Source organism: Microbacterium sp. NPDC089320 (assembly GCF_040684875.1).
Classification (GTDB): domain Bacteria; phylum Actinomycetota; class Actinomycetes; order Actinomycetales; family Microbacteriaceae; genus Microbacterium.
Genome location: NZ_JBFBGY010000001.1, coordinates 801,109 through 821,692, shown reverse-complemented (window position 1 = coordinate 821,692; position 20,584 = coordinate 801,109). Strand labels below are relative to the sequence as shown.

Here is a 20,584-nt window from a genome sequence, read left to right as displayed (position 1 = left end):
AGAGGGGCGAGGCGCTCGGGCGATGATGGAGCGAGGTCAGCGGATGCCGGCCCGCTCGGTCTCCGACGCGGTGGCATCCGTCTCGGGCGCGTCGTCGTCGGCCGAGTCGTCGGCGAACGGCAGTCCCTCGCGAGGCGCGTTGTAGAGCTCCTCGTCGAGGATCCCCTCGCGCTTGGCGACGATGGTGGGCACGAGCGCCTGGCCCGCGACGTTGACCGCGGTGCGGCCCATGTCGAGGATGGGGTCGATCGCGAGCAGCAGGCCGACGCCCTCGAGCGGAAGGCCCAGGGTCGACAGCGTCAGCGTGAGCATCACCGTCGCGCCGGTCGTGCCCGCGGTCGCCGCCGAGCCGACGACCGAGACGAGCACGATCAGCAGGTACTGCACGAGGGTGAGCTCGATGCCGAAGAACTGGGCGACGAAGATCGCGGCGATGGCCGGGTAGATCGCGGCGCAGCCGTCCATCTTGGTGGTCGCGCCGAACGGCACGGCGAACGACGCGTACGAGCGGGGCACGCCCAGGTTGCGCTCGGTCACGCGCTCGGTGAGGGGCAGGGTGCCGATCGACGAGCGGCTGACGAATGCCAGCTGCACGGCCGGCCAGACACCGGAGAAGTACTGCTTGATCGACAGCCCGTTGGTCTTCACGAGCACTGGGTAGACGACGAAGAGCACGATCGCGAGGCCGATGTACACGGCGATCGCGAACCAGCCGAGCGAGGCGAGCTTCTCCCAGCCGTACTCGACGACCGCCGCGCCGATCAGGCCGAACGTGCCGATCGGGGCGATGCGGATGATCCACCACAGCACGCGCTGGATGACCTTGAGCAGCGACTCGGTGAAGGCGAGGAACGGCTCGGCCTTCTTGCCGGCCTTGAGCGCCGCGATGCCGACGGCGACGGCGATCACGATGATCTGCAGGATGTTGAAGTTCACGCTGGACGAGAACGTGCCCTCGGTCGCGCCCGCGTTGGTGCTGACGCTGAGACCGAGGAAGTTCTGCGGGATCAGGCCGAGAAGGAAGTTCCACCAGGTGCCGACGGTGTAGGGGGCGCTCGGGGCGAGGTCGTCGCCCGCGCGCGACCCGGGCTGGATCACGAGTCCGAGCACGATGCCGATGCTGACGGCGATGAATGCGGTGATCGCGAACCACAGCAGGGTCTGGCCGGCCAGTCGGGCGGCGTTCTGCACACGTCGCAGGTTCGAGATGCTGGCGACGATCGCGGTGAAGATCAGCGGCACCACGGCGGTGCGCAGCAGTGTGACGTACGAGCTGCCGATCGTGTCGAGGGTGGCCGAGAGGCCGTTCGGCTCGTCGCCCGTCGCTCCGAGCTGGCGGGCGATCAGACCGGCGGCGATGCCGAGGACGAGGGCTGCGAGGATCTGGAAGCCGAACGACGTCAGCAGCCTCCGGACGGGACCGCGGGTGTCTGGCGCCTTGGCGGCGCGGACGGTGGTGCTCATTGGATTGGGGACTCCAGAATCTGTGCGCGCCCTGTGCGCGCCATCGGTCAACGCTAGGAGTCGCGCACCGACATGCGGGCGGAGATGACGAAGGATGACGGATGCCGCAGCATCCGTCATCCCTCGGTGTCGTTCGGGGTGCGTCAGCCCGCGCACTTCTCCAGGTTGTCGGTGAGGATCTGCGTGGTGAGCGCCTTGTCCTCTTCGCTGGACTGCTTGTCTTCGCCGTTGGCGATGTAGGTCAGGGTCTCGTTGCTGAGGTCGGAGTCGACGAGAGCGTCGGCGAAGCAGGTGGCGACGTCGTCGGTGACGACATCGCCGAGTCCCTGTTCTTCGTAGACCTTCTGGATGCCGTCGGCGACGTCGTCGACCGCGGGGCGCGAGGAGCCCCCGCAGGCGGCCAGCGAGAAGGCGAGGGCGGCGATGGGCAGGGCCATGAGGATGCGGGAGGGGGTGCGCAGGTTCCGGTCGTTGAGCTTCATGCGGTAAACGCTAGGCGTTCACAGCGAATCCATAGAAGGGGTTGCGGGGCGCGGACTTCCGCTGATAGACCGTGGCCCGGCTAGGCGAGCACGAGCAGATCGCCGACCTCGCAGCCCAGCGCATCGCAGATCGCGCGCAGGGTCGAATACCGGATCGCCCGTGCACGGTCGTTCTTCAGCACCGACAGGTTGACGATGCTCACACCCACCCGCGCGCTCAGCTCGGTCAGGGTCATGCCACGCTCCGCGAGCAGCTCGTCGAGTCGGCAGTGGATGCCGGTGAGCTCGTCGTCGCTCTCTGCCGGGGTCATACGAGCCCCCTGGTGTCGTCCTCGAGCGCCGCGTTCGAGCGCTGCAGGCGGATGCCCTGACGGAATGCGGCGGCGATGAGCCCCACGGCCACGCCTGTCGCGAAGATCGGGACGATCGCCCAGAACTCGATCGGATGCACCGGCTCGCCGGAGCCGAGGCCTGCTGCGGCGGACACCCCGTTCAGCCCGATCTTCTCGAGCAGCACAATGAACATCGGAGCGAGCACGAGGGTCCAGCCGATCGCGTCGAAAGCCCGCGCGTTGCCTCTCACGAAGAAGCGTCCGCGGAGGAAGTTCCATGCGACGAGCATCACGGCGACGATCACGATCGGCGGAGCGAGGGCCCAGAGGATTAGAGATCCGATGATCGCTGCGGTCGAGGCGCCATCCACTCCTGTGGCGAACACCATCGCATCCTGAGCGATCCCCTGGACCGACGCGGCTCCTGAGCCCACAGTGGCGTCGATCGGCTGTTCGTCGATCGGGATCGACCATGCGATGCCCTGGTCGCGGAACGTTCCGAGCACACGCAGAACGGTGCTGATCGCCGTCACCAGCAAAGCGGCCGCACCGAACAGAATCACGGTGATCGCATCGGCGGTCTGAGAGCGCGTCGTGCTGGTGGTGACGGTCATCAGACGAGTCCTTCCGTGTCGCGCTGCAGGCGATCGCCGATGGAGAAGACGGTGGAGATCAGGGCGACGACGAAGGCGGCGAGGATGAACGTGAAGGGCTCGACGCTCATCACGGCGTTCTCGAGGCCGTTGTCGGTGACGTCGGCGACGGTCGCGTTCGCGAGCATGTTGTCGAAGAACCGCACGGTCGAGAAGCCGAGGAGTCCGGTGATGCCGGCCGTCGCGACCAGCGCGGTGCTGCGACGGCCGAAGATCCGTCCCCTGAGCGTGCTGCGTGCGAGCAGGATGAGGCATCCGATCACGACGATGACCGTGACGATCTGCGCCACCTGTCCGATGACGCCCACGACGGACGCGACGACGGTGAGCTGAGGTGCGGTGATGGTCGCACTGTCGAGGCCGAGGGCGACCGTGCCGCCGGACGTCAGCGGCACGTCGACCGAGGTGTTCGAGGCGATGAACTCGACCAGCACGGGGACGTTCGTCCCGCGAGCGAGCTCGATGATCCGGACGATCGAGTGCACCGTGATGACGGCGGCGATCAGCGCTCCGGCGAGGCAGAAGGCGATCATGGCACCCGTGTCGCCTCGCGAGAGCATGCGGTCCTTCGTCGACGTCATGATCCACTCCTTATCGAGAGTCGTTGTTACCGATAATCGTTAACATAACGACAGTCGATAATCGCGTCAACCCCGGCCATGCCAGAGAGTCGTCACCGACAGTCACGGCACTATGCCGACGGCGAACACGGGCATACTGCATCCGCACGGTGGTTACTCTCGATGTACAGGCGCGGAGACCGTCGAGGGATCCTCGCTTCGCCCCAGTGCGAATAAGGAGTCACAGCATGTTCGAGAGATTCACGGACCGAGCCCGTCGAGTGGTCGTCCTCGCCCAAGAAGAGGCGAAGATGCTCAACCACAACTACATCGGCACCGAGCACATCCTGCTCGGCCTCATCCACGAGGGTGAGGGCGTCGCAGCCAAGGCGCTCGAAAGCCTCGGCATCTCCCTTGACGCCGTTCGCGAGCAGGTGCAGGACATCATCGGTCAGGGCCAGCAGCAGCCCACCGGTCACATCCCGTTCACGCCGCGCGCCAAGAAGGTGCTCGAGCTCAGCCTCCGCGAGGCTCTGCAGCTCGGTCACAACTACATCGGAACCGAGCACATCCTGCTCGGCCTCATCCGCGAGGGCGAGGGTGTCGCAGCCCAGGTCCTCGTCAAGCTCGGCGCCGACCTCAACAAGGTGCGCCAGCAGGTCATCCAGCTGCTCTCCGGCGCACCCGGCCGCGAGCCGGCAGCCGTCGGCGCGCAGTCGAACGACACCCCGAGCGCTCAGGGCGGCTCGCAGGTGCTCGACCAGTTCGGTCGCAACCTCACCCAGGCCGCGCGCGACAACAAGCTCGACCCGGTCATCGGGCGCGAGAAGGAGATCGAGCGGGTCATGCAGATCCTGTCTCGTCGCTCCAAGAACAACCCCGTGCTGATCGGTGAGCCCGGCGTCGGCAAGACCGCCGTCGTCGAGGGCCTCGCCCAGGCGATCGTCAAGGGCGATGTGCCCGAGACGCTGAAGGACAAGCAGCTCTACTCGCTCGACCTCGGCTCGCTCATCGCCGGTTCCCGCTACCGCGGTGACTTCGAGGAGCGCCTGAAGAAGGTCACCAAGGAGATCCGCACGCGCGGTGACATCATTGTCTTCATCGACGAGATCCACACCCTCGTGGGTGCGGGTGCCGCCGAGGGCGCGATCGACGCGGCCAGCATCCTCAAGCCGCTCCTCGCTCGTGGCGAGCTCCAGACCATCGGCGCCACCACGCTCGACGAGTACCGCAAGCACTTCGAGAAGGATGCCGCTCTCGAGCGCCGCTTCCAGTCGATCCAGGTGAACGAGCCGAGCCTCCCGCACACGATCAACATCCTCAAGGGGCTGCGCGACCGGTACGAGGCGCACCACAAGGTGCAGATCACCGACGGCGCGATCGTCGCGGCATCGAACCTCGCCGACCGCTACGTGTCGGACCGCTTCCTGCCCGACAAGGCCATCGACCTGATCGACGAGGCCGGCGCACGCCTGCGCCTGTCGATCCTCTCGAGCCCGCCCGAGCTGCGCGAATTCGACGAGAAGATCGCCAAGGTGCGCGAGCAGAAGGAGATCGCGTCCGAGGACCAGGACTTCGAGAAGGCGGCAGCGCTGCGCGACGAGGAGAAGAGCCTCCTCGCCGAGCGCCTGCGCCTCGAGAAGCAGTGGCGCTCGGGTGACGTCGCGACCCGGGCGGTCGTCGACGAGGGTCTGATCGCCGAGGTGCTCGCACAGGCCACCGGCATCCCGGTCTTCAAGCTGACGGAAGAGGAGTCCTCGCGTCTCGTCTTCATGGAGAAGGCGCTGCACCAGCGCGTCATCGGTCAGGAGGAGGCCATCGCGGCGCTCTCCAAGACGATCCGTCGTCAGCGTGCCGGTCTCAAGGACCCGAAGCGTCCCTCGGGCTCGTTCATCTTCGCCGGCCCCACGGGTGTCGGAAAGACCGAGCTCGCCAAGGCGCTCGCCGAGTTCCTGTTCGACGACGAAGCCGCTCTCATCTCGCTCGACATGAGCGAGTTCGGGGAGAAGCACACGGTCTCGCGTCTGTTCGGTGCCCCTCCCGGATTCGTCGGATTCGAAGAGGGTGGCCAGCTCACCGAGAAGGTGCGCCGCAAGCCGTTCAGCGTGGTGCTGTTCGACGAGATCGAGAAGGCCCACCCGGACATCTTCAACTCGCTGCTGCAGATCCTCGAAGAGGGTCGACTGACCGATGGTCAGGGCCGCGTGATCGACTTCAAGAACACCGTCATCATCATGACCACCAACCTCGGTGCTCGTGACATCGCCGGTGGTCCGGTCGGATTCCAGATCGAGGGCGTCAGCTCGACGAACTACGAGCGGATGAAGGGCAAGGTCAACGAAGAGCTCAAGCGCAACTTCAAGCCCGAGTTCCTCAACCGTGTCGACGACATCATCGTGTTCCCGCAGCTGTCGAAGGAAGAGCTCGTGCAGATCGTCGATCTGTTCACGAAGCGCCTCGGCGAGCGTCTGCTCGACCGCGACATGACGATCGAGCTCTCGCAGGCCGCCAAGGAGCGTCTCATCGAGATCGGGTTCGACCCGGCACTCGGTGCCCGTCCGCTGCGTCGTGCGATGCAGCACCAGGTCGAGGACCGTCTGTCCGAGAAGATCCTGCACGGAGAGCTGAACCCCGGCGATCACGTGAAGGTCGACGCGAAGGACGGCGAGTTCCTCTTCGAGCACGGCCCGCGTGGCGAGAAGGTCGCCGTCGGCGTCAACACCGGCGGAGCGATCTCCGGCACCCCCGACCTGGCGGTCGCCAGCGGGGAGTGACCCACACACAGAAGGGGCGGATGTTGCGGCATCCGCCCCTTCTATGTGTCCTGGCCCCACCTCCTCCCCTTCGAATCGCGCACTTTGCAGTTTTCGGGCCCGAGGATCTGCAAAGTAAGCGATTCGAACGGGGGTGGGGGTGGTTCAGGGTCTCGGGAGGTGACGCGTTCTAGGCTGGATGATGTGAGCGAGTACATCGTCAGGCCTGCACGCAGCGCCGACATCATCGGCATCCGGAACCTCCTGCAGCCGATGGTCGAGCAGCGGATCCTGCTCGGCAAGGACCTCGCTGTGCTCTACGGCGCCGTGCAGGAGTTCGTCGTGGCCGAAGCCGACGGCGAACTGATCGGATGCGGTGCTCTTCACGTGTTCTGGGAAGACCTCGGCGAGGTGCGCACCCTGATGGTCCGCGGGGACTGGCTGCACCACGGCGTCGGCGGCGCGATCGTGGGCGCGCTCGAGGAGCAGGCGCGCGAACTCGGTCTCAGCCGCCTGTTCTGCCTGACCTTCGAGGTCGAATTCTTCGGCCGCCGGGGGTATTCGATCATCGGCGAGCAGGTGGTCGACCCCGATGTTTACTCGCAGCTGCTGCGCAGCGGTGACGCGGGTGTCGAGGAGTTCCTCGATCTGGCCCACGTCAAGCCGAACACGCTCGGCAACACCAGGATGCTGAAGAGCCTCAACTAACCTGAATCAATGCCTCGCCACTCCTCCGCCGTCTATCGTCGCCGACGATTGGTGACCCTCATCGCGGCGGTCCTGATCGTGGCCGTCATCGGCGGCGCGGTGTGGCTGCTCGTGGCGCGCCCGTGGGCGAGCGCCGCCGAGGCGACCCCCTCGCCGAGTGCGTCCGCCTCGGGATCCCCGACGCCGGACGCCACCGCATCCGACGCGCCCGCGGACGAGTCGGCCTCTCCCGAGCCGTCTGCCGATGAGACGCCCGGGATCGTCGCGTGCGAAGCCAAGGACGTCGAGGTGGCGGCCGTCACGGATGCCGACTCCTACCAGCCCGGCGTCCTGCCGCAGCTCTCGATCTCGCTGACGAACCGCGGCTCGACCGACTGCGCGATCGACGTGGGGTCGACGACGCAGCGGATGACGGTGTCGAGCGGCACCGATGTCTGGTGGACCTCGACCGACTGCCAGGAGAACCCGAGCAGCATGGTCGCCACGCTCACCGCCGGCACGACGGTGACGAGCAAGGTGCCGGTCACCTGGGATCGCACGCGGTCGAGCGTCGAGACCTGTGCGGACGAGAATCGTCCTCGTGCGCCCGGCGGCGGAGCCTCGTATCACGTCGCCGTCGAGATCGGCGGCTTTAAGGGAACGACGACCAAGCAGATCCTGCTGTACTGAGCCGGCACTGGCCAAAGGTCTCGAATACAGTCCTGCACTCAGTTTCAGGTGACACTGCAGTTTCTTTGGGATACCATTGGAGTGACCCTCGCAGACTTGCAGCACATGCCATCCCCAGTGGCGTCGAGCACAGCGTCCCCAGCGCTTCGACATGCCGCCCCGAGGGTCCGAGGGCCCTCTCGAGTACCCCAGTCCCCAATGGAGGACTCGAGAGGGCCCCTTTCTGTCCGGCCGGTTTCGGACCGTGCTGCCCCGTCCGCTGAATATGCTGGATGCATGGCATCGAAGAAGGCGAAGTCCGCGAAGAACAAGCCCGCGCCCGAGGACTTCCGATCGGATGCTCTCGCCCAGGCGCTGGAGAAGCAGGACATCGCCGCGGTCGCTCTCGCCCTGCGCCACGGCACGACGGTCGTGCCGCTCGTGAAGCCCGGCGCCCGCGACAACCCGCTCGACAGCGGCGAGGTCTGGACCTATCGCGACCCGAACTCCGGGGATCTCGCGCTGCTGCTGTTCAGCGACGCCAAGAACAAGCCGGCCAATCTGCCTCCGGGCGTCGGCATCTACACCGCAGACTGGCTGCGGAAGTTCCTCAGTGCCCACCCGATCACCACGGTGTTCCTCGACATCGCCGGCCCGCACCCGATGCAGGCCTCCCCCGAAGAGCTGCTCAAGGCTCTGGACGCCTGAGCCGCGGTTCCGCGGCACGCGTTCATCGCCCGGGACTCAGAACGGCGGGATGTCTGCTTCGCTGCGCCGGCTGGTGTTGCGCGCACGCACGTCGTTGAGCGCCGCACGCAGCGTCTTCGAGCGGTCGTCGACGACCTGGTCGTAGCCGAGGCGTGAGGCCTCGGAGCGACGCTGTGTCGACTGCGTGACGGGCCGGATCTCGCCCGCGAGGCTGAGCTCGCCGACCGCGGCGACCGTGCGAGGCACCGAGATCTGCTGGATCGACCCCGCCACGGCGATCGCGATCGCGAGGTCGGCCGCAGGCTCGGTGAAGCGCACGCCCCCGACGGTCGAGACATAGACGTCGAGTGCGCTCGTCTTGATGCCCGCGCGGCGTTCGAGGATCGCGAGCACCATGGCGACGCGAGAGGAGTCGAGTCCGTGCACGACGCGGCGGGGATTCGGTGCGGTCGTCGTGATCGTCAGCGCCTGCACCTCGACGGGCAGCGCCCTGCGGCCCTCGAGGGAGATGGCGACACAGGTTCCCGGTTCGGTCGCGCCCTGCGACAGGAAGAGACCCGAGGGGTCGGGCACTTCGGCGATGCCCGCGCCCGTCATCTCGAAGCAGCCGACCTCGTCGGTCGGGCCGAAGCGATTCTTCAGTGCGCGGATGAATCGCAGCGACGTCTGCCGGTCGCCCTCGAAATGGCAGACCACGTCGACCAGGTGCTCCAGCACACGGGGCCCGGCGACCGTGCCGTCTTTCGTGACGTGGCCCACGATGATGATCGGCAGGCTGCGTTCTTTGGCCACGCGGATGAGGGTCGATGCGACCTCACGCACCTGGCTGGGCTGGCCGGCCGCGCCGTCGATCAGCGACGACGACACCGTCTGCACCGAGTCGACGATGACGAGCTGCGGGGCGACCTCGTCGATGTGACCGAGGATCGTCGCGAGATCGGTCTCGCTGGCGAGGTACAGCTCGTCGTGCAGCGCCCCGGTGCGCTCGGCGCGCAGGCGCACCTGTGCGGGAGACTCCTCGGCGCTCGCGTAGAGCACGCGGCGGCCCGAACGGGCGGCTTGAGCGGCGACCTCGAGCAGCAGCGTCGACTTGCCGACACCCGGTTCGCCGCTGAGCAGGATCGCGGCTCCCGGAACGATGCCGCCGCCGAGAACTCGGTCGAACTCGCCCACACCGCTCGTGCGGCGCGGAGCATCTTCGGTGGTGATCTGCGTGATCGGTCGCGCGGCCTTCGCCGCCGTCGGCGCGAGCGGCGTGATCCGGCTCAGGATTCCCGTCTGGGTGCCCTGCTCCTGCACGGTTCCCCACTGCTGGCACTCGGCGCAGCGGCCCACCCACTTGGCGGTCGTCCACCCGCATTCGGTGCAGACGTACGCAGGAGGTGCAGGTTTTCGGGTGGCCATGCAGCCAGGCTATCGCCGAGATCAGACATCCCTATCGCCCGGGGCATTATTCACGGCCGAACCACCCCGAGACCCCGAGTGGCCACGGGATACTGGATTCATGGCCAACGGCGGGCCCGTCTGCGGGCCGATCTCGACCTTCTCGCGAGTGCGTATCCTGCACGCGCTGTTCGAGGGCGGCACGCGCACCGACGGCGGCACCGAGCTCGGGGGCGGCCCCGTGTCGACTCGTGCGCAGCGCACGATCGGCGAGCTGTGCGAGGCCACCGGCCTGCATCCCAACACCGTGCGCGAGCACCTGCAGCGCCTCATCGAGGGCGGCTACGTCATCCAGGCCAGCGAGCACCGAACCACCCGCGGTCGGCCCCGCACGCTGTACAGCGCCGTCACCGGTGCCGCGGATGCCTCCAGCCCCATCGCCCGGAACAAGGCCAAGGCGGCCGCCGAGCGCGGCGACCTGCTGCGCCGCGTGCTTCCGGCATCCGCATCGGCTCTGGGTCGCGACGCGACCTACCAGCTGGACGCCCTGATCGAACACTTGGAGGAGAGCGGCTTCGAGCCCGTCGTCGATGACGAGCAGCTCACGGTCGACCTCAGCCCGTGCCCGCATGCCGCGGGTCGCGCCGAAGACCGTCCGATGCTGTGCTCCGTGCACCTCGGCCTCATGCAGGGGGTGCTCACCGAAGCCGGTGGGCCGCTCGCCGCCGAGGCCGTGCGCGCCTCCGCCCTCCCGGCGGACTGCACCGTGCAGCTGCGTCTGACGGAGATGTCTGCCGCCTAGGCGCGCATCTGCCTTTTTCACGGTCGGCGGCCCATCGGGGGCGGCAGGCCCGTCGTTAGCGTGGCACCCAGGGCACAGAAGAAGGAGTGGCTCATGGAATGGTTGGACCCGCTGGTCCTGTCTCGATGGCAGTTCGGTCTGACGACCGTCTACCACTACCTGTTCGTGCCGCTGACGATCGGCATGGCGCTCGTCGCCGCGATCTTCCAGACCGCGTGGGTGCGCACCGCCAAGGTGCAGTACCTGCACCTGACCCGCTTCTTCGGCAAGATCTTCCTCATCAACTTCGCCATGGGCGTCGTGACGGGCATCGTGCAGGAGTTCCAGTTCGGCATGAACTGGTCGGACTACTCGCGCTTCGTCGGTGACGTGTTCGGCGCCCCGCTCGCGTTCGAGGGGCTGCTCGCGTTCTTCTTCGAGGCCACGTTCATCGGCCTGTGGATCTTCGGATGGGACAAGCTCCCGCAGAAGCTGCACCTCGCCACGATCTGGTGCGTCTCGATCGACAGCATCCTCTCGGCGTACTTCATCATCGCCGCCAACGCGTTCATGCAGAACCCGGTCGGGTACGTCTTCAACCCCGAGACGAACCGCGCCGAGCTCACCGACTTCTGGGCCCTGCTGACCAACCCCGTCGCGCTCGCGGCCTTCCCGCACACGATCTTCGGTGCGCTGATGTTCGCCGCCGGTGTCGTGATTTCGGTCTCGGCCTGGCACCTGGCGCGCGGCCAGCACTTCGACACCATGCGCATTTCGCTGAAGTTCGGCCTGTGGGCGATGATCGTCTCGACCGCCGGCGTCGTGCTCACGGGTGACCAGCTCGGCCTCGCGATGTACGCGGCGCAGCCCATGAAGATGGCCGCCGCCGAGGCGACCTTCAACACGGTGTGCGGGCCGGATGCGTCGTTCAGCCTGTTCACGCTGGGCACCCCCGACGGCAGCTCCGAGCTGTTCAGCATCCGCGTGCCGTATCTGCTCTCGTTGCTGTCGACGCACACGTTCGACGCGTGCGTGCACGGCATCAACGACCTCAACGCCGAGTACGCGACCACGTTCGCCGACACCGGCCTCACAGAGTTCGCCCCGATCCTCTGGGTCACCTACTGGGCGTTCCGCTGGATGATCGGCCTCGGCATGGCCGCCGCCCTCGTCGCCGTCGTCGGCCTGTGGGTCACCCGCAAGGGCGCCAAGAAGCCGCCGGCACCGTGGATGTGGAAGCTCGCGATCTGGTCGTTCCCGCTCGCGCTCGTCGCCAACATCATGGGCTGGGTCTTCACCGAGATGGGCAGGCAGCCCTGGATCGTCTTCGGGCTCATGACCACGCAGGACGGCGTCTCGCCGGGGGTGAGCGGCGTCGAGGTGCTGATCTCGCTGATCGCCTTCACCGCGATCTACGCCGCGCTCGCCGTGGTCGAGATCCGTCTGATCATCCGTGCGGCCCAGAAGGGTCCGGACACCGAAGAGCAGCCCCACGAGGAGACGGCCCAGCTGCCGTCGGTCGTGTACTGAGAAAGGGATAGTCATGGAATACATGTGGTTCTGGATCGTCGCCTTCCTCTTCGTCGGCTACTTCGTGCTCGACGGATTCGACTTCGGCGTGGGCATGTCGCTGCCGTTCCTCGGCAAGAACGACGTCTCGCGTCGCCAGGTCATCAACACGATCGGCCCCGTCTGGGATCTCAACGAGACCTGGGTGATCGTCGCCGGTGCGAGCCTGTTCGCGTCGTTCCCCGAGTGGTACGCGACGCTGTTCAGCGGGTTCTACCTGCCGCTGCTGCTGATCCTGCTCGCGCTCATCCTGCGCGGGGTGTCGTTCGAGTACCGGCACCAGCGCGAGGGCAAGCAGTGGAAGGCCGGCTTCGACCGGATGATCGTGATCGGCTCGGCCGTGCCCGCACTGCTGTGGGGGGTCGCCTTCGGCAACATCGTGCAGGGGGTGGCGATCGACGAGAACCACATCTACGTGGGTGGATTCTTCGCCCTGCTGAACCCGTATTCGCTGCTCGTCGGTGTCACGACCCTGCTGCTGTTCTTCCTGCACGGCGTGCTGTTCGTCTCGCTCAAGACCGACGGACAGGTGCATGCGGATGCTCGTCGCCTCGTGAAGCTCGCCGCAGGGCCCACGGTGCTCGCCGCCGCGGGCACGGTGCTGTGGACCATCGGCATCGCCTGGAATCGCGAGTCTCCGCTGATGCTCATGGTCGTCGGATGCGGGCTCGTCGCCGCCCTGGCCCTGATCGCCTCGGTGCTGTTCTCGATGCGCGGACGTGACGGTCGGGCATTCACGGCAGGGGCCGTCACCGTGGCATCCGCTGTCGTGATGCTCTTCGCTGCGCTGTTCCCCTACGTCATGCCGTCGACGATCGACCCCGCGTTCAGCCTGACGATCGAGAACGCCTCGAGCACGCCGTACACCCTGACGATCATGAGCTGGACCGCACTGATCGCGCTGCCGCTCGTGCTGGCGTATCAGACGTGGACGTACTGGATCTTCCGCAAGCGCGTCACCCGCAGCTCGATCGAGGGGGCTCCGGCGCACGCGTGAGACACGGGTTCTGCTTCGGCGTCGCATCAGGCGTCGCGTCCGGTGTCGCGTTCGGCGTGGCTTCCGGTCGCAGTTCGTGCCGCTGGCCTGACAGCGGGGCGGCACGAACTGCGACGGGAACGCTGACGGCTACGGTGGAGACGGCACGAACTGCGACCGGAAAGGCCCCCGCATGAAGCCCGTCGACATCCGCCTCCTGCGGTATGCGAGCGCGGCACGCGGATTCCTGCTGCTCTCCGGAGCGATCGGGGTCGTGCAGACCGCCGTCACCGTCGCCTTCGCCTGGATGCTGACGGATGCCGTGACCGGCGCGCTCGCCGGGCGCGACGTCACGGCATCCCTGCTGTGGCTGCTCGGCCTGGCGCTGCTGCGCGGAGTGCTGATCGCCGCCTCGGATGCCGCGGGCACCCGCGCTGCGGCGAAGACCGGGATGCAGCTGCGCGGTGCGCTGATCGCCGCGGTCGGCCGCCTCGGGCCCGGCTGGCTCGCTCAGCGCAACCAGGCAAGCCTCGCCGTCACCGCGGGGCACGGCCTCGAAGCGCTCGACGCGTACTTCGCCCGGTACATCCCGCAGCTCGTGCTCACCGTCATCGCCACGCCGGTGCTGCTCGCGGTCATGTGGTGGCAGGACTGGCCGAGCGGGCTGACGGCGCTCATCACGCTGCCCCTGATCCCGCTGTTCCTGATCCTGATCGGCATCGCCACCCGCACCGTGCAGCGCCGGCAGTGGCAGACGCTGCAGCGCCTCGCGGCGCGATTCGCCGACACGGTGCAGGGACTCTCGACGCTGCGGCTGTTCGGACGCGAGCGTCGCGCCGCCGCGCAGATCGAGCGCACGGCCGACGAGTACCGTCGCGAGACCATGAAGGTGCTGCGCTTCTCGTTCCTGTCGGGGTTCTCGATGGAGCTACTGGCCTCGCTCGCCCTGGCGCTGATCGCGGTGGGCGTCGGGTTCCGGCTGCTGTCAGGAGACCTCTCGCTCGAGGTCGGTCTGTTCGTGCTGCTGCTCGCGCCTGAGGCCTTCCTGCCGATCCGCCAGGTCGGGGTGCAGTTCCACGCCGCATCAGAGGGGGTCGCGGCGACGGAGGACGTGTTCGAGGTGCTCGACGCTGCGGGGGCGCGGGCGGGCGATGCTCACGATTCCGCACGGATGTCGGACGCGGGCCCGTCCCACGGGCTGACCGCCGGTCGGGATGGCGTTCATCCCGACCGGCGAACGGGGAAGGCGCGAGACCTGGTCATCGCCGGCCTGCGCGTGCGCGATCTGCCGCGCGTGTCGTTCTCGGCGACGCCCGGAACGATCACCCTGATCGAGGGGCCGAGCGGCGCCGGCAAGTCCAGTGTGCTCGCGGCCCTGCGCGGTGCGGTCGGGTTCGAGGGCACCGCCTCGGTCGGCGGGGTCGACGTGCGCGGGCTCGCGGCATCCGAGTGGCTCGCGTGGAGCGGGCAGCGGCCCCAGCTGAGCCGGGGATCCATCGCCGCGAACGTGGCTCTGGGCGACGACGCACCCGATGCCGACGGCATCCGTCGTGCGCTCGACGACGCCTGCGCGAACGACCTCGACCCATCCTTCGAGCTCGGCGTGCAGGGCAGCGGACTGTCGGGTGGCCAGGCGCAGCGCGTCGCCGTCGCCCGAGCCCTGTATCGGCATGCCGCTCGCCCCGATGCCGTTCTCGCCCTCGACGAGCCGTCGAGCGCCCTCGATCCCGACACCGAGGCACGGCTGTGGGCCTCGCTGCGCGAGCGAGCGGATGCCGGAGCCACCGTCCTCCTCGTCTCCCACCGCCGCTCGGCCCGGGCCATCGCCGATCACGTCGTCGAGCTGGGGGTGCACGCATGAGCGTCAGCGCCTCGGCACGGATCCGCGAGGTCCTGCGTCTCGCACAGCCGCCCGTTCGACGCTTCCTCCCCGGCGCGATCTGGGGGTTCCTCTCAGCGGGTGCGGCGGTGAGCCTGCTGGCGGTGAGCGGCTGGCTGATCGTCAGCGCGTCGATCGTCGACTCGCTCGTGCCGCTGTCGATCGCGGTGGTCGGCGTGCGGTTCTTCGCCGTGTCGCGGGCGGTGACCCGATATCTCGAGCGGCTGAGCGGACACGATGCCGCGCTGCGTCAGCTCGCCTCGACGCGTGCCGACATGGTGCGACGGCTCACTCCGCTGTCGCCGGCAGGGCTCGGCCGCACCGACCACGGGCGGGTGCTGTCGGCTCTCGTCGACGACGTCGAGAACCTGCAGAACCTCCCGCTTCGCGTGGTGCAGCCGCTCGCCGTCTCGGGGCTCGTCGCCCTCGGGGCGGTCGGGTTCCTCGCCTTCGTGTCGGTGCCGGCAGCGCTCACTCTCGCCGCCTGCCTGGTGATCGCGGCGGTGGCGGCGATCGGACTGGGGTGGGTGTTCGGGTCTCGTGCCGAGGCGCTGGTGTCCCGCAGGCGCGGCGACCTCTCTGCCGCGCTGACCGACTACTTCGGCACGCTCGACGTGCTGATCGCCTTCGGGGCCGAACCGCAGGCTCGCGACCGCGTGCGGCAGGCGGATGCCGAGCTGCGTCGCGCGGTGAGCAGGGCATCCCTCGCGCAGGCGATCGCGGCCGGCGTCGTGTCGGCGGTCGCCGGCGCCGCATCGGTGTGGGCGCTCGCGGCCGCTGCCCCCGGTCTCGCGACGGGAGCGATCGACGGACCCTGGCTCGCGGTCGCCGTGCTCGTGCCCATGGTCGTGTTCGAGGTCTTCGGCGCGGTGCCGATCGCCGCAGCATCATGGCGCAGCGTGCGGTCGAGCGCCGAACGCATCGTCGAGGTCCTGCCGTCGGAGATGCCGGCGGAACTGAGGTCGGACGACGGCGAGGATGCGGAGATCCTCGGCGTTCCCGCCGTGCGACTCCGCGGTGTGCGAGCGTGGTGGCCCGGCGGGACGCCCGCGTTGCGCGGCATCGACCTGGACGTGCGCCCGGGGGAGCGCGTGCTGGTGGCCGGTCCGAGTGGCGCGGGGAAGAGCTCGCTCGCCGCGGCGCTCGTGGGGTTCCTGCGGATCGACGGGGAGTACTCCGTGGGCGGCATGGACGCGGCGGCGCTCTCGGGTCCCGCGTTGCGCCGCACGATCGGGCTGTGCGAGCAGAGCCCGCAGCTCTTCGATGAGGACATCCGCCAGAACCTGCTCTTCGCCCGGGAATCGGCGACCGACGACGACCTGCTGGCGGTGCTCGACCGCGTCGGTCTCGGCGCGTGGGTGCGCGAGCGGGGTGGACTCGACGCACGCGTCGGCGACCGCGGCGGACTCGTCTCCGGCGGTCAGGCCCAGCGCATCGCTCTGGCGCGCGCACTGCTCAGAGGCTTCCCCGTGCTCGTGCTCGACGAGCCCACGGCGGGCGTGGATCCCGATGCATCCGACGCATTGCTGCGCGACCTGCTGCACGCCGCGGGGGAGCAGTCCGTGCTGTTGATCTCGCACGTCGCGCCCCCGATCGGAACCGTCGACCGGGTCGTCCGGTTGGAAGACGGGCGCACCGTCTCGGCATAGTCGGGGGATCGGGGGATCGGGGGATCGGGTGGTGTGCCGGCGTCCTGCAGACGGACGTCTGAGCGGCAGGATCAGACGCTGAGGTCGGCGCGCGGCTGCATCACGATGCCCTGGGCCTCGAAGACGCGGCGGCGCTCTTCGATGCGGCGGTGCAGTTCGACCTGCGCGTCGTCGACGAGCTGCGGGTCGAGGTCGACGGTCGCCGGATGCGGGTCGCCGTGGTTGGCCTCGATGTAAGCGTCGAGCTCGGGTCCCGACGTCCAGGAGGTGATGAGGGCGTAGCGCGGGGTCGTGCCGCGATGCCAGACCGCGTGCCAGAAGCGCTGGGTGTCGACGATGATGCGGGATCCCTGTCGCAGCGGCAGGCGGATCTCGGTCGCCGGGTCGAACCGGTCGGAGCGCAGCAGCAGCAGCGAATCGGTGTCGTCGGACAGGTTGTAATAGCCCCGCACGACCCAGCCGGTGCCGTCTTCGTTGAGGCGGTTGTTGTCGTCCTGATGAAGGTTGTAGACGGCATCCGCGTAGTCGTTGGGCTGCAGTTCGATGACACGACAGCGTCCCACGCCGGCTCCCGGTTCGAGGGCGCGGCGCTGCAGCGTCGGCGCGATCGCGACCTGCGAGGCGACCCACACGCCGTCCTTGTCGGTGCGGGGAGGGGTCTGGTTCCAGAAGCCGTTGCACTCGATCTCGCCGGCGTAGCTCGCCAGCGGCGCGAAGCGCGTGACGCCCGACGAGCGCCAGCCGATGTACTCGAGGTCGAGCCACTCGGCGGGGTCGGCTGCCTGGTCGTGGTCGTCGAGCACGACGTAGCCGGTCTCCGCCAGCGCCTCCGATGTGATGAAGCCCATCGTGTCCCCTCCGAGTCTGGTCCCTTAGGCCATCCTAACCAGGCGGCTCGGTGAGTGCCGGGGGAGCGGCCGGGCAAAACGTGGCGCCGATATTCTGGAGGCATGACTCAGCCGCAGGGCGCCCTCCTCGTGGGCAGCGTGAACTTCGACGACGCCGAGACGACGATGCGCACCGCCGCCGCACTGCTCGGCCCACAGCTTCGCCGCATCCCCGACGGCGAGGTGGGCAAGCGATTCCACTGGATCATGTTCCAGCCCGACGTGCTCGGGGAGGCCGACGGCATCGAGCGCATCGGCGAGGAGCCCATTCCGTTCAAGGCCGGCATCGACGCGCGACCGCTGCGCATCGCCGACGGGGTGGACGCGGCGAGGCTCCAGCTGCCGCCGCTCGGCTACGCGGATGCCGCGATCCAGTCGTATGCGGTCTTCACCCGCCTGCGGGATGAGGGCGTCGTGCCCGCAGGAACCCGCTTCCAGGTCTCGCTGCCCACCACCGTCGCCGTCGTGTCGTCGTTCTTCTTCGGCGACGACCGCGCCGCCATCGACCCGGTCTACACCGCAGCTCTGCTGCGCGAGCTCGACGGCATCCTCGCGGCGGTCCCGCACGACGACCTCGCCATCCAGTGGGACGTCGCGAGCGAGATGGGCGTCATCGAGGCGGCGCCCGCGTTCGGCCGGGTCATGGACGTGTGGTGGGAGGGCGATCCGTTCCCCGGTCTCGTGGACCGCCTGGCCGCGTTCATCGACGCCGTGCCGGTCGACGTCGAGGTCGGGGTGCACCTCTGCTACGGAGACGTCGCCGAGAAGCACTTCTTCGAGCCGACGGATGCCGCGAACCTCGTGCGCTACGCGAACGCCGTGATCACCGCATCCGCTCGTGACCTGACCTGGCTGCACCTGCCCGTGCCGATCGAGCGCGACGACGAGGAGTACTACGCGCCGCTCGCCGGGCTCGAGTACGACGGAGAGCTGTATCTCGGGCTCGTGCACCGGGAAGACGGCGCGGAGGGGGCGGAGCGTCGCATCGCGGCCGCGCAGCGCGTCGTGCCGCAGTTCGGCGTCGCGACCGAGTGCGGCATCGGCCGGGCGCCCGAGGGGACGACCGACGGGATCCTGCGCACCCACGCGGAGGTCGCCGCGCCCTGGTGATCAGGCGCCGACGCGCTCGATTCGCGCCGTGGCCCACGTTGTCGTAAGCTAGTCCGCGGTGACGTGTCCGAGCGGCCGAAGGTGCAACTCTCGAAAAGTTGTGTAGGGTAACCCCCTACCGTGGGTTCAAATCCCACCGTCACCGCCACCACGAAGGCCCCGACCCCCGTTGATATGCCGGGGATGCGGGGCCTTCGTCATCTCAGGAGAATCGGTCGCGGTAACGCAGCGGTAACCGTTCGTCAGCGACGTGAGCGTGAATCGAACGTGATTGGCGGCGCTCCACTGCCCCGCATTTTCTCGACACTGGCGCAAGCTCGACGCGCCGGTGAGGTCCGTTCCGTGCTGGCGCGAAGAGCGCTGCTCCGAAGAGTGTGCTGTGTGTGGTGAGGTCCCTGGGTCGCAACCTCCAACGGCGCCACGGGTTGTCACGCCTTCCTTGGAATGCTCCCATGTCAAGGGAGAAATGCCCGTCCGGCGCCGCTTGGCGGTGATGGAGGTGATCATGAGAGGGCGTCGCGAAGACGCCGCCGCCGACCGATGTCGGGACTCGTGGCTAGGATCGGGCTGTGCGATATGACACTCCATCGAGATGCAGCGGCGGGATGCCGTTGGACTTTCGTTGGTACGGCTATCCCGCCTGCGACACGGACGACCACATCGGGGCTGCAGTGTCTAAGTTGGTCGCAGCGGTCTCGCCTCAAGGGCGACTCTGGAACCAATGGACCTCGGCAATGGTCAGGGCCGAGTTCAAAAAGCGTCTAGAGAAGGCGCAGCGCGGAGAGCTTGAGCCCGTCGATGAGGTCAAGCCTGTCGACGTCTTGAATCCTCCGCCGCTTTATGAGATTCGCTGGCAGGACATCGCAGTGACCGATCGGCTGGACGACGGCACCCAACGGTTCGGGAAGGTCGTGGTGCGGCTCTATCACTCCGAGCCCGTCGCGCGACCAGGGCACTTTGTTGGACACCACGCACACGAGAAGGATGTCGACGCTGCTGACGTGTACGCAGCGCAGGACGCCGAGATCGACGTCGCCATCGGCTGGTACAACCACGGAGCCGATGATTTTTGGGGAATTGCCAGCGACGAAGCGTAAGATATAGAGTTCGATCTATGAGCCAGGGGAGCACGCCATGATCCAGCACCTCGATGACCTCGCTGAGTCTCTAGTTGAGTCGCACGACAAGCTCATGAGCGACTTGATCTCGCTCCGCAAGAAGCATCACCTCACGCAGGAGATGGTCGCCGAGAGGATGGGCGTCAGCCAGCCGACGGTCGCTTCTTTCGAGCGCTACGATGCGAATCCGACGCTGAGCTCCGTTCGGCGGTATGCACTCGCTGTCGGTGCGACCATCGATCACGTCGTCGAGGATCGCTGCTGCCAGTTCGCGGAGCAGTTTGACGCGATCGTTCGCGGTTCATCGGCGCAGTGGAAGGCGGTGCCGACTATGTCATGGGAGTGGCAGTCGGGTGCTATGGTCATGAAAGCGCAATATGCCTGATCCGGTTCTCTCTGTCCACGATCTCGTCCAGGCAGCTTCATTGACCGCGATAGCGGCTACCCGGCTCCATTGCCACCGCGACATAGACGTGGAGGCGTCAGAGGACTTCGAGATCTCGCCCGAGTACGCGCTAAACATCGCCGCTCGCGCAGATGAGGCTGGATTCCGTATCTTGTTCCGAACATCGATCACTGTGCCGATCGGACAGATCGCTTGCGATATCGCCGCCGAGTACGAACTCGATGGAGTCGTCCTTGGGGAAGGATCTTCGGGCGCGATGCAAGAGTTCGTCAATAACGTCGCGATCATGCACATCCTGCCGTACGCGCGTCAATCGATCGCAGACCTCACTCAGCGTGTTTTCTCCGCTCCGCTGCTGATGCCGATCATGCAACGGGGCGAACTCCAGTTTCAGGTCGGCATGGACGAAACCGCGGACTGAGCTGTCCGCGCCGAGTCTCACTCTTCATAGGCGAGTAATCGTCGCGTCTCGCTAGCAATCGATCACTCGACGAGGGGTGTGAACCAAGGTCTCTGGG

General features: G+C 67.6%; 20 protein-coding genes and 1 tRNA gene. 14 read left to right on the top strand and 7 right to left on the bottom strand.

The features are described from left to right. Nucleotides 1-36: 36 nt before the first annotated feature. From AB0N61_RS04060 to AB0N61_RS04040, 5 genes are all read right to left on the bottom strand, one after another. Entirely contained in the window at nt 37-1,464 is a 1,428-nt protein-coding gene (locus AB0N61_RS04060) for a dicarboxylate/amino acid:cation symporter (protein WP_363361914.1), read from the bottom strand. A gap of 143 nt (nt 1,465-1,607) precedes the next feature. After that, on the bottom strand, nt 1,608-1,946 hold the full coding sequence (locus AB0N61_RS04055; protein WP_167948537.1) for a hypothetical protein: 339 nt from the start codon (nt 1,944-1,946) through the stop codon (nt 1,608-1,610). A gap of 80 nt (nt 1,947-2,026) precedes the next feature. Beyond that, on the bottom strand, nt 2,027-2,257 hold the full coding sequence (locus AB0N61_RS04050) for a helix-turn-helix transcriptional regulator (protein WP_167948538.1): 231 nt from the start codon (nt 2,255-2,257) through the stop codon (nt 2,027-2,029). Beyond that, nucleotides 2,254-2,892: a hypothetical protein gene (locus tag AB0N61_RS04045; protein WP_363361912.1), complete on the bottom strand. Its 639-nt coding sequence runs from the start codon at nt 2,890-2,892 to the stop codon at nt 2,254-2,256. Before AB0N61_RS04045 ends, AB0N61_RS04050 begins: the two co-directional genes overlap by 4 nt. Then, nucleotides 2,892-3,512 (bottom strand): hypothetical protein, encoded by a 621-nt coding sequence (locus AB0N61_RS04040; protein ID WP_363361910.1) that lies wholly within the window; start codon nt 3,510-3,512, stop codon nt 2,892-2,894. The genes AB0N61_RS04045 and AB0N61_RS04040 overlap by 1 nt, the downstream gene beginning before the upstream one ends. 227 nt (nt 3,513-3,739) lie before the next feature. Between AB0N61_RS04040 and AB0N61_RS04035 the strand changes: the two genes are divergently transcribed. The 4 genes from AB0N61_RS04035 to AB0N61_RS04020 all read left to right on the top strand — a co-directional run bounded on the left by AB0N61_RS04035 (nt 3,740) and on the right by AB0N61_RS04020 (nt 8,308). Next, complete coding sequence (locus tag AB0N61_RS04035; protein ID WP_363361908.1) at nt 3,740-6,265, top strand: ATP-dependent Clp protease ATP-binding subunit; 2,526 nt, start codon at nt 3,740-3,742, stop codon at nt 6,263-6,265. Nucleotides 6,266-6,448: 183 nt separating this feature from the next. Continuing rightward, nucleotides 6,449-6,952, top strand: a complete 504-nt coding sequence (locus AB0N61_RS04030; protein WP_167948542.1) for an amino-acid N-acetyltransferase — start codon at nt 6,449-6,451, stop codon at nt 6,950-6,952. Between the two features lie 9 nt (nt 6,953-6,961). After that, nucleotides 6,962-7,621: a hypothetical protein gene (locus AB0N61_RS04025; RefSeq protein WP_363361907.1), complete on the top strand. Its 660-nt coding sequence runs from the start codon at nt 6,962-6,964 to the stop codon at nt 7,619-7,621. Nucleotides 7,622-7,897: 276 nt separating this feature from the next. After that, nucleotides 7,898-8,308 carry a dehydrogenase gene (locus AB0N61_RS04020; RefSeq protein ID WP_167948544.1) on the top strand — a complete coding sequence of 137 codons (411 nt, stop codon included), beginning with the start codon at nt 7,898-7,900 and terminating at the stop codon, nt 8,306-8,308. Between the two features lie 36 nt (nt 8,309-8,344). Here AB0N61_RS04020 and radA read toward each other — a convergent pair whose 3' ends face one another. Next, nucleotides 8,345-9,712 (bottom strand): DNA repair protein RadA, encoded by a 1,368-nt coding sequence (gene radA, locus AB0N61_RS04015; RefSeq protein WP_363361905.1) that lies wholly within the window; start codon nt 9,710-9,712, stop codon nt 8,345-8,347. 100 nt (nt 9,713-9,812) lie between these two features. Here radA and AB0N61_RS04010 point away from each other — a divergent pair, with 100 nt between their 5' ends. From AB0N61_RS04010 to cydC, 5 genes are all read left to right on the top strand, one after another. Then, nucleotides 9,813-10,493, top strand: coding sequence for an ArsR family transcriptional regulator (locus AB0N61_RS04010; protein ID WP_167948546.1), 681 nt, complete (start codon nt 9,813-9,815; stop codon nt 10,491-10,493). A gap of 93 nt (nt 10,494-10,586) precedes the next feature. Beyond that, entirely contained in the window at nt 10,587-12,002 is a 1,416-nt protein-coding gene (locus AB0N61_RS04005) for a cytochrome ubiquinol oxidase subunit I (RefSeq protein WP_363361903.1), read from the top strand. A gap of 7 nt (nt 12,003-12,009) precedes the next feature. Next, on the top strand, nt 12,010-13,038 hold the full coding sequence (gene cydB / locus AB0N61_RS04000; protein WP_363362048.1) for a cytochrome d ubiquinol oxidase subunit II: 1,029 nt from the start codon (nt 12,010-12,012) through the stop codon (nt 13,036-13,038). 172 nt (nt 13,039-13,210) lie between these two features. Further along, the gene (gene cydD / locus AB0N61_RS03995; protein ID WP_363361902.1) at nt 13,211-14,878 is read left to right on the top strand and encodes a thiol reductant ABC exporter subunit CydD; all 1,668 of its coding nucleotides are present in this window, start codon (nt 13,211-13,213) and stop codon (nt 14,876-14,878) included. Next, nucleotides 14,875-16,545: a thiol reductant ABC exporter subunit CydC gene (gene cydC, locus AB0N61_RS03990; RefSeq protein ID WP_363361901.1), complete on the top strand. Its 1,671-nt coding sequence runs from the start codon at nt 14,875-14,877 to the stop codon at nt 16,543-16,545. Before cydD ends, cydC begins: the two co-directional genes overlap by 4 nt. 71 nt (nt 16,546-16,616) lie before the next feature. On the opposite strand, the gene AB0N61_RS03985 is transcribed toward cydC, so the two are convergent. After that, nucleotides 16,617-17,393, bottom strand: a complete 777-nt coding sequence (locus tag AB0N61_RS03985; protein WP_363361899.1) for a hypothetical protein — start codon at nt 17,391-17,393, stop codon at nt 16,617-16,619. A gap of 102 nt (nt 17,394-17,495) precedes the next feature. Between AB0N61_RS03985 and AB0N61_RS03980 the strand changes: the two genes are divergently transcribed. The 5 genes from AB0N61_RS03980 to AB0N61_RS03960 all read left to right on the top strand — a co-directional run bounded on the left by AB0N61_RS03980 (nt 17,496) and on the right by AB0N61_RS03960 (nt 20,487). Continuing rightward, entirely contained in the window at nt 17,496-18,542 is a 1,047-nt protein-coding gene (locus AB0N61_RS03980) for a hypothetical protein (RefSeq protein ID WP_363361898.1), read from the top strand. A 57-nt stretch (nt 18,543-18,599) separates the two neighbouring features. Next, nucleotides 18,600-18,690 (top strand) — tRNA-Ser (locus AB0N61_RS03975). A gap of 586 nt (nt 18,691-19,276) precedes the next feature. Beyond that, entirely contained in the window at nt 19,277-19,639 is a 363-nt protein-coding gene (locus AB0N61_RS03970; RefSeq protein WP_363361897.1) for a hypothetical protein, read from the top strand. 37 nt (nt 19,640-19,676) lie between these two features. After that, nucleotides 19,677-20,045 carry a helix-turn-helix transcriptional regulator gene (locus AB0N61_RS03965; protein WP_363361894.1) on the top strand — a complete coding sequence of 123 codons (369 nt, stop codon included), beginning with the start codon at nt 19,677-19,679 and terminating at the stop codon, nt 20,043-20,045. Continuing rightward, the gene (locus AB0N61_RS03960; RefSeq protein WP_363361892.1) at nt 20,038-20,487 is read left to right on the top strand and encodes a hypothetical protein; all 450 of its coding nucleotides are present in this window, start codon (nt 20,038-20,040) and stop codon (nt 20,485-20,487) included. Before AB0N61_RS03965 ends, AB0N61_RS03960 begins: the two co-directional genes overlap by 8 nt. The last annotated feature ends 97 nt before the right edge of the window (nt 20,488-20,584 follow it).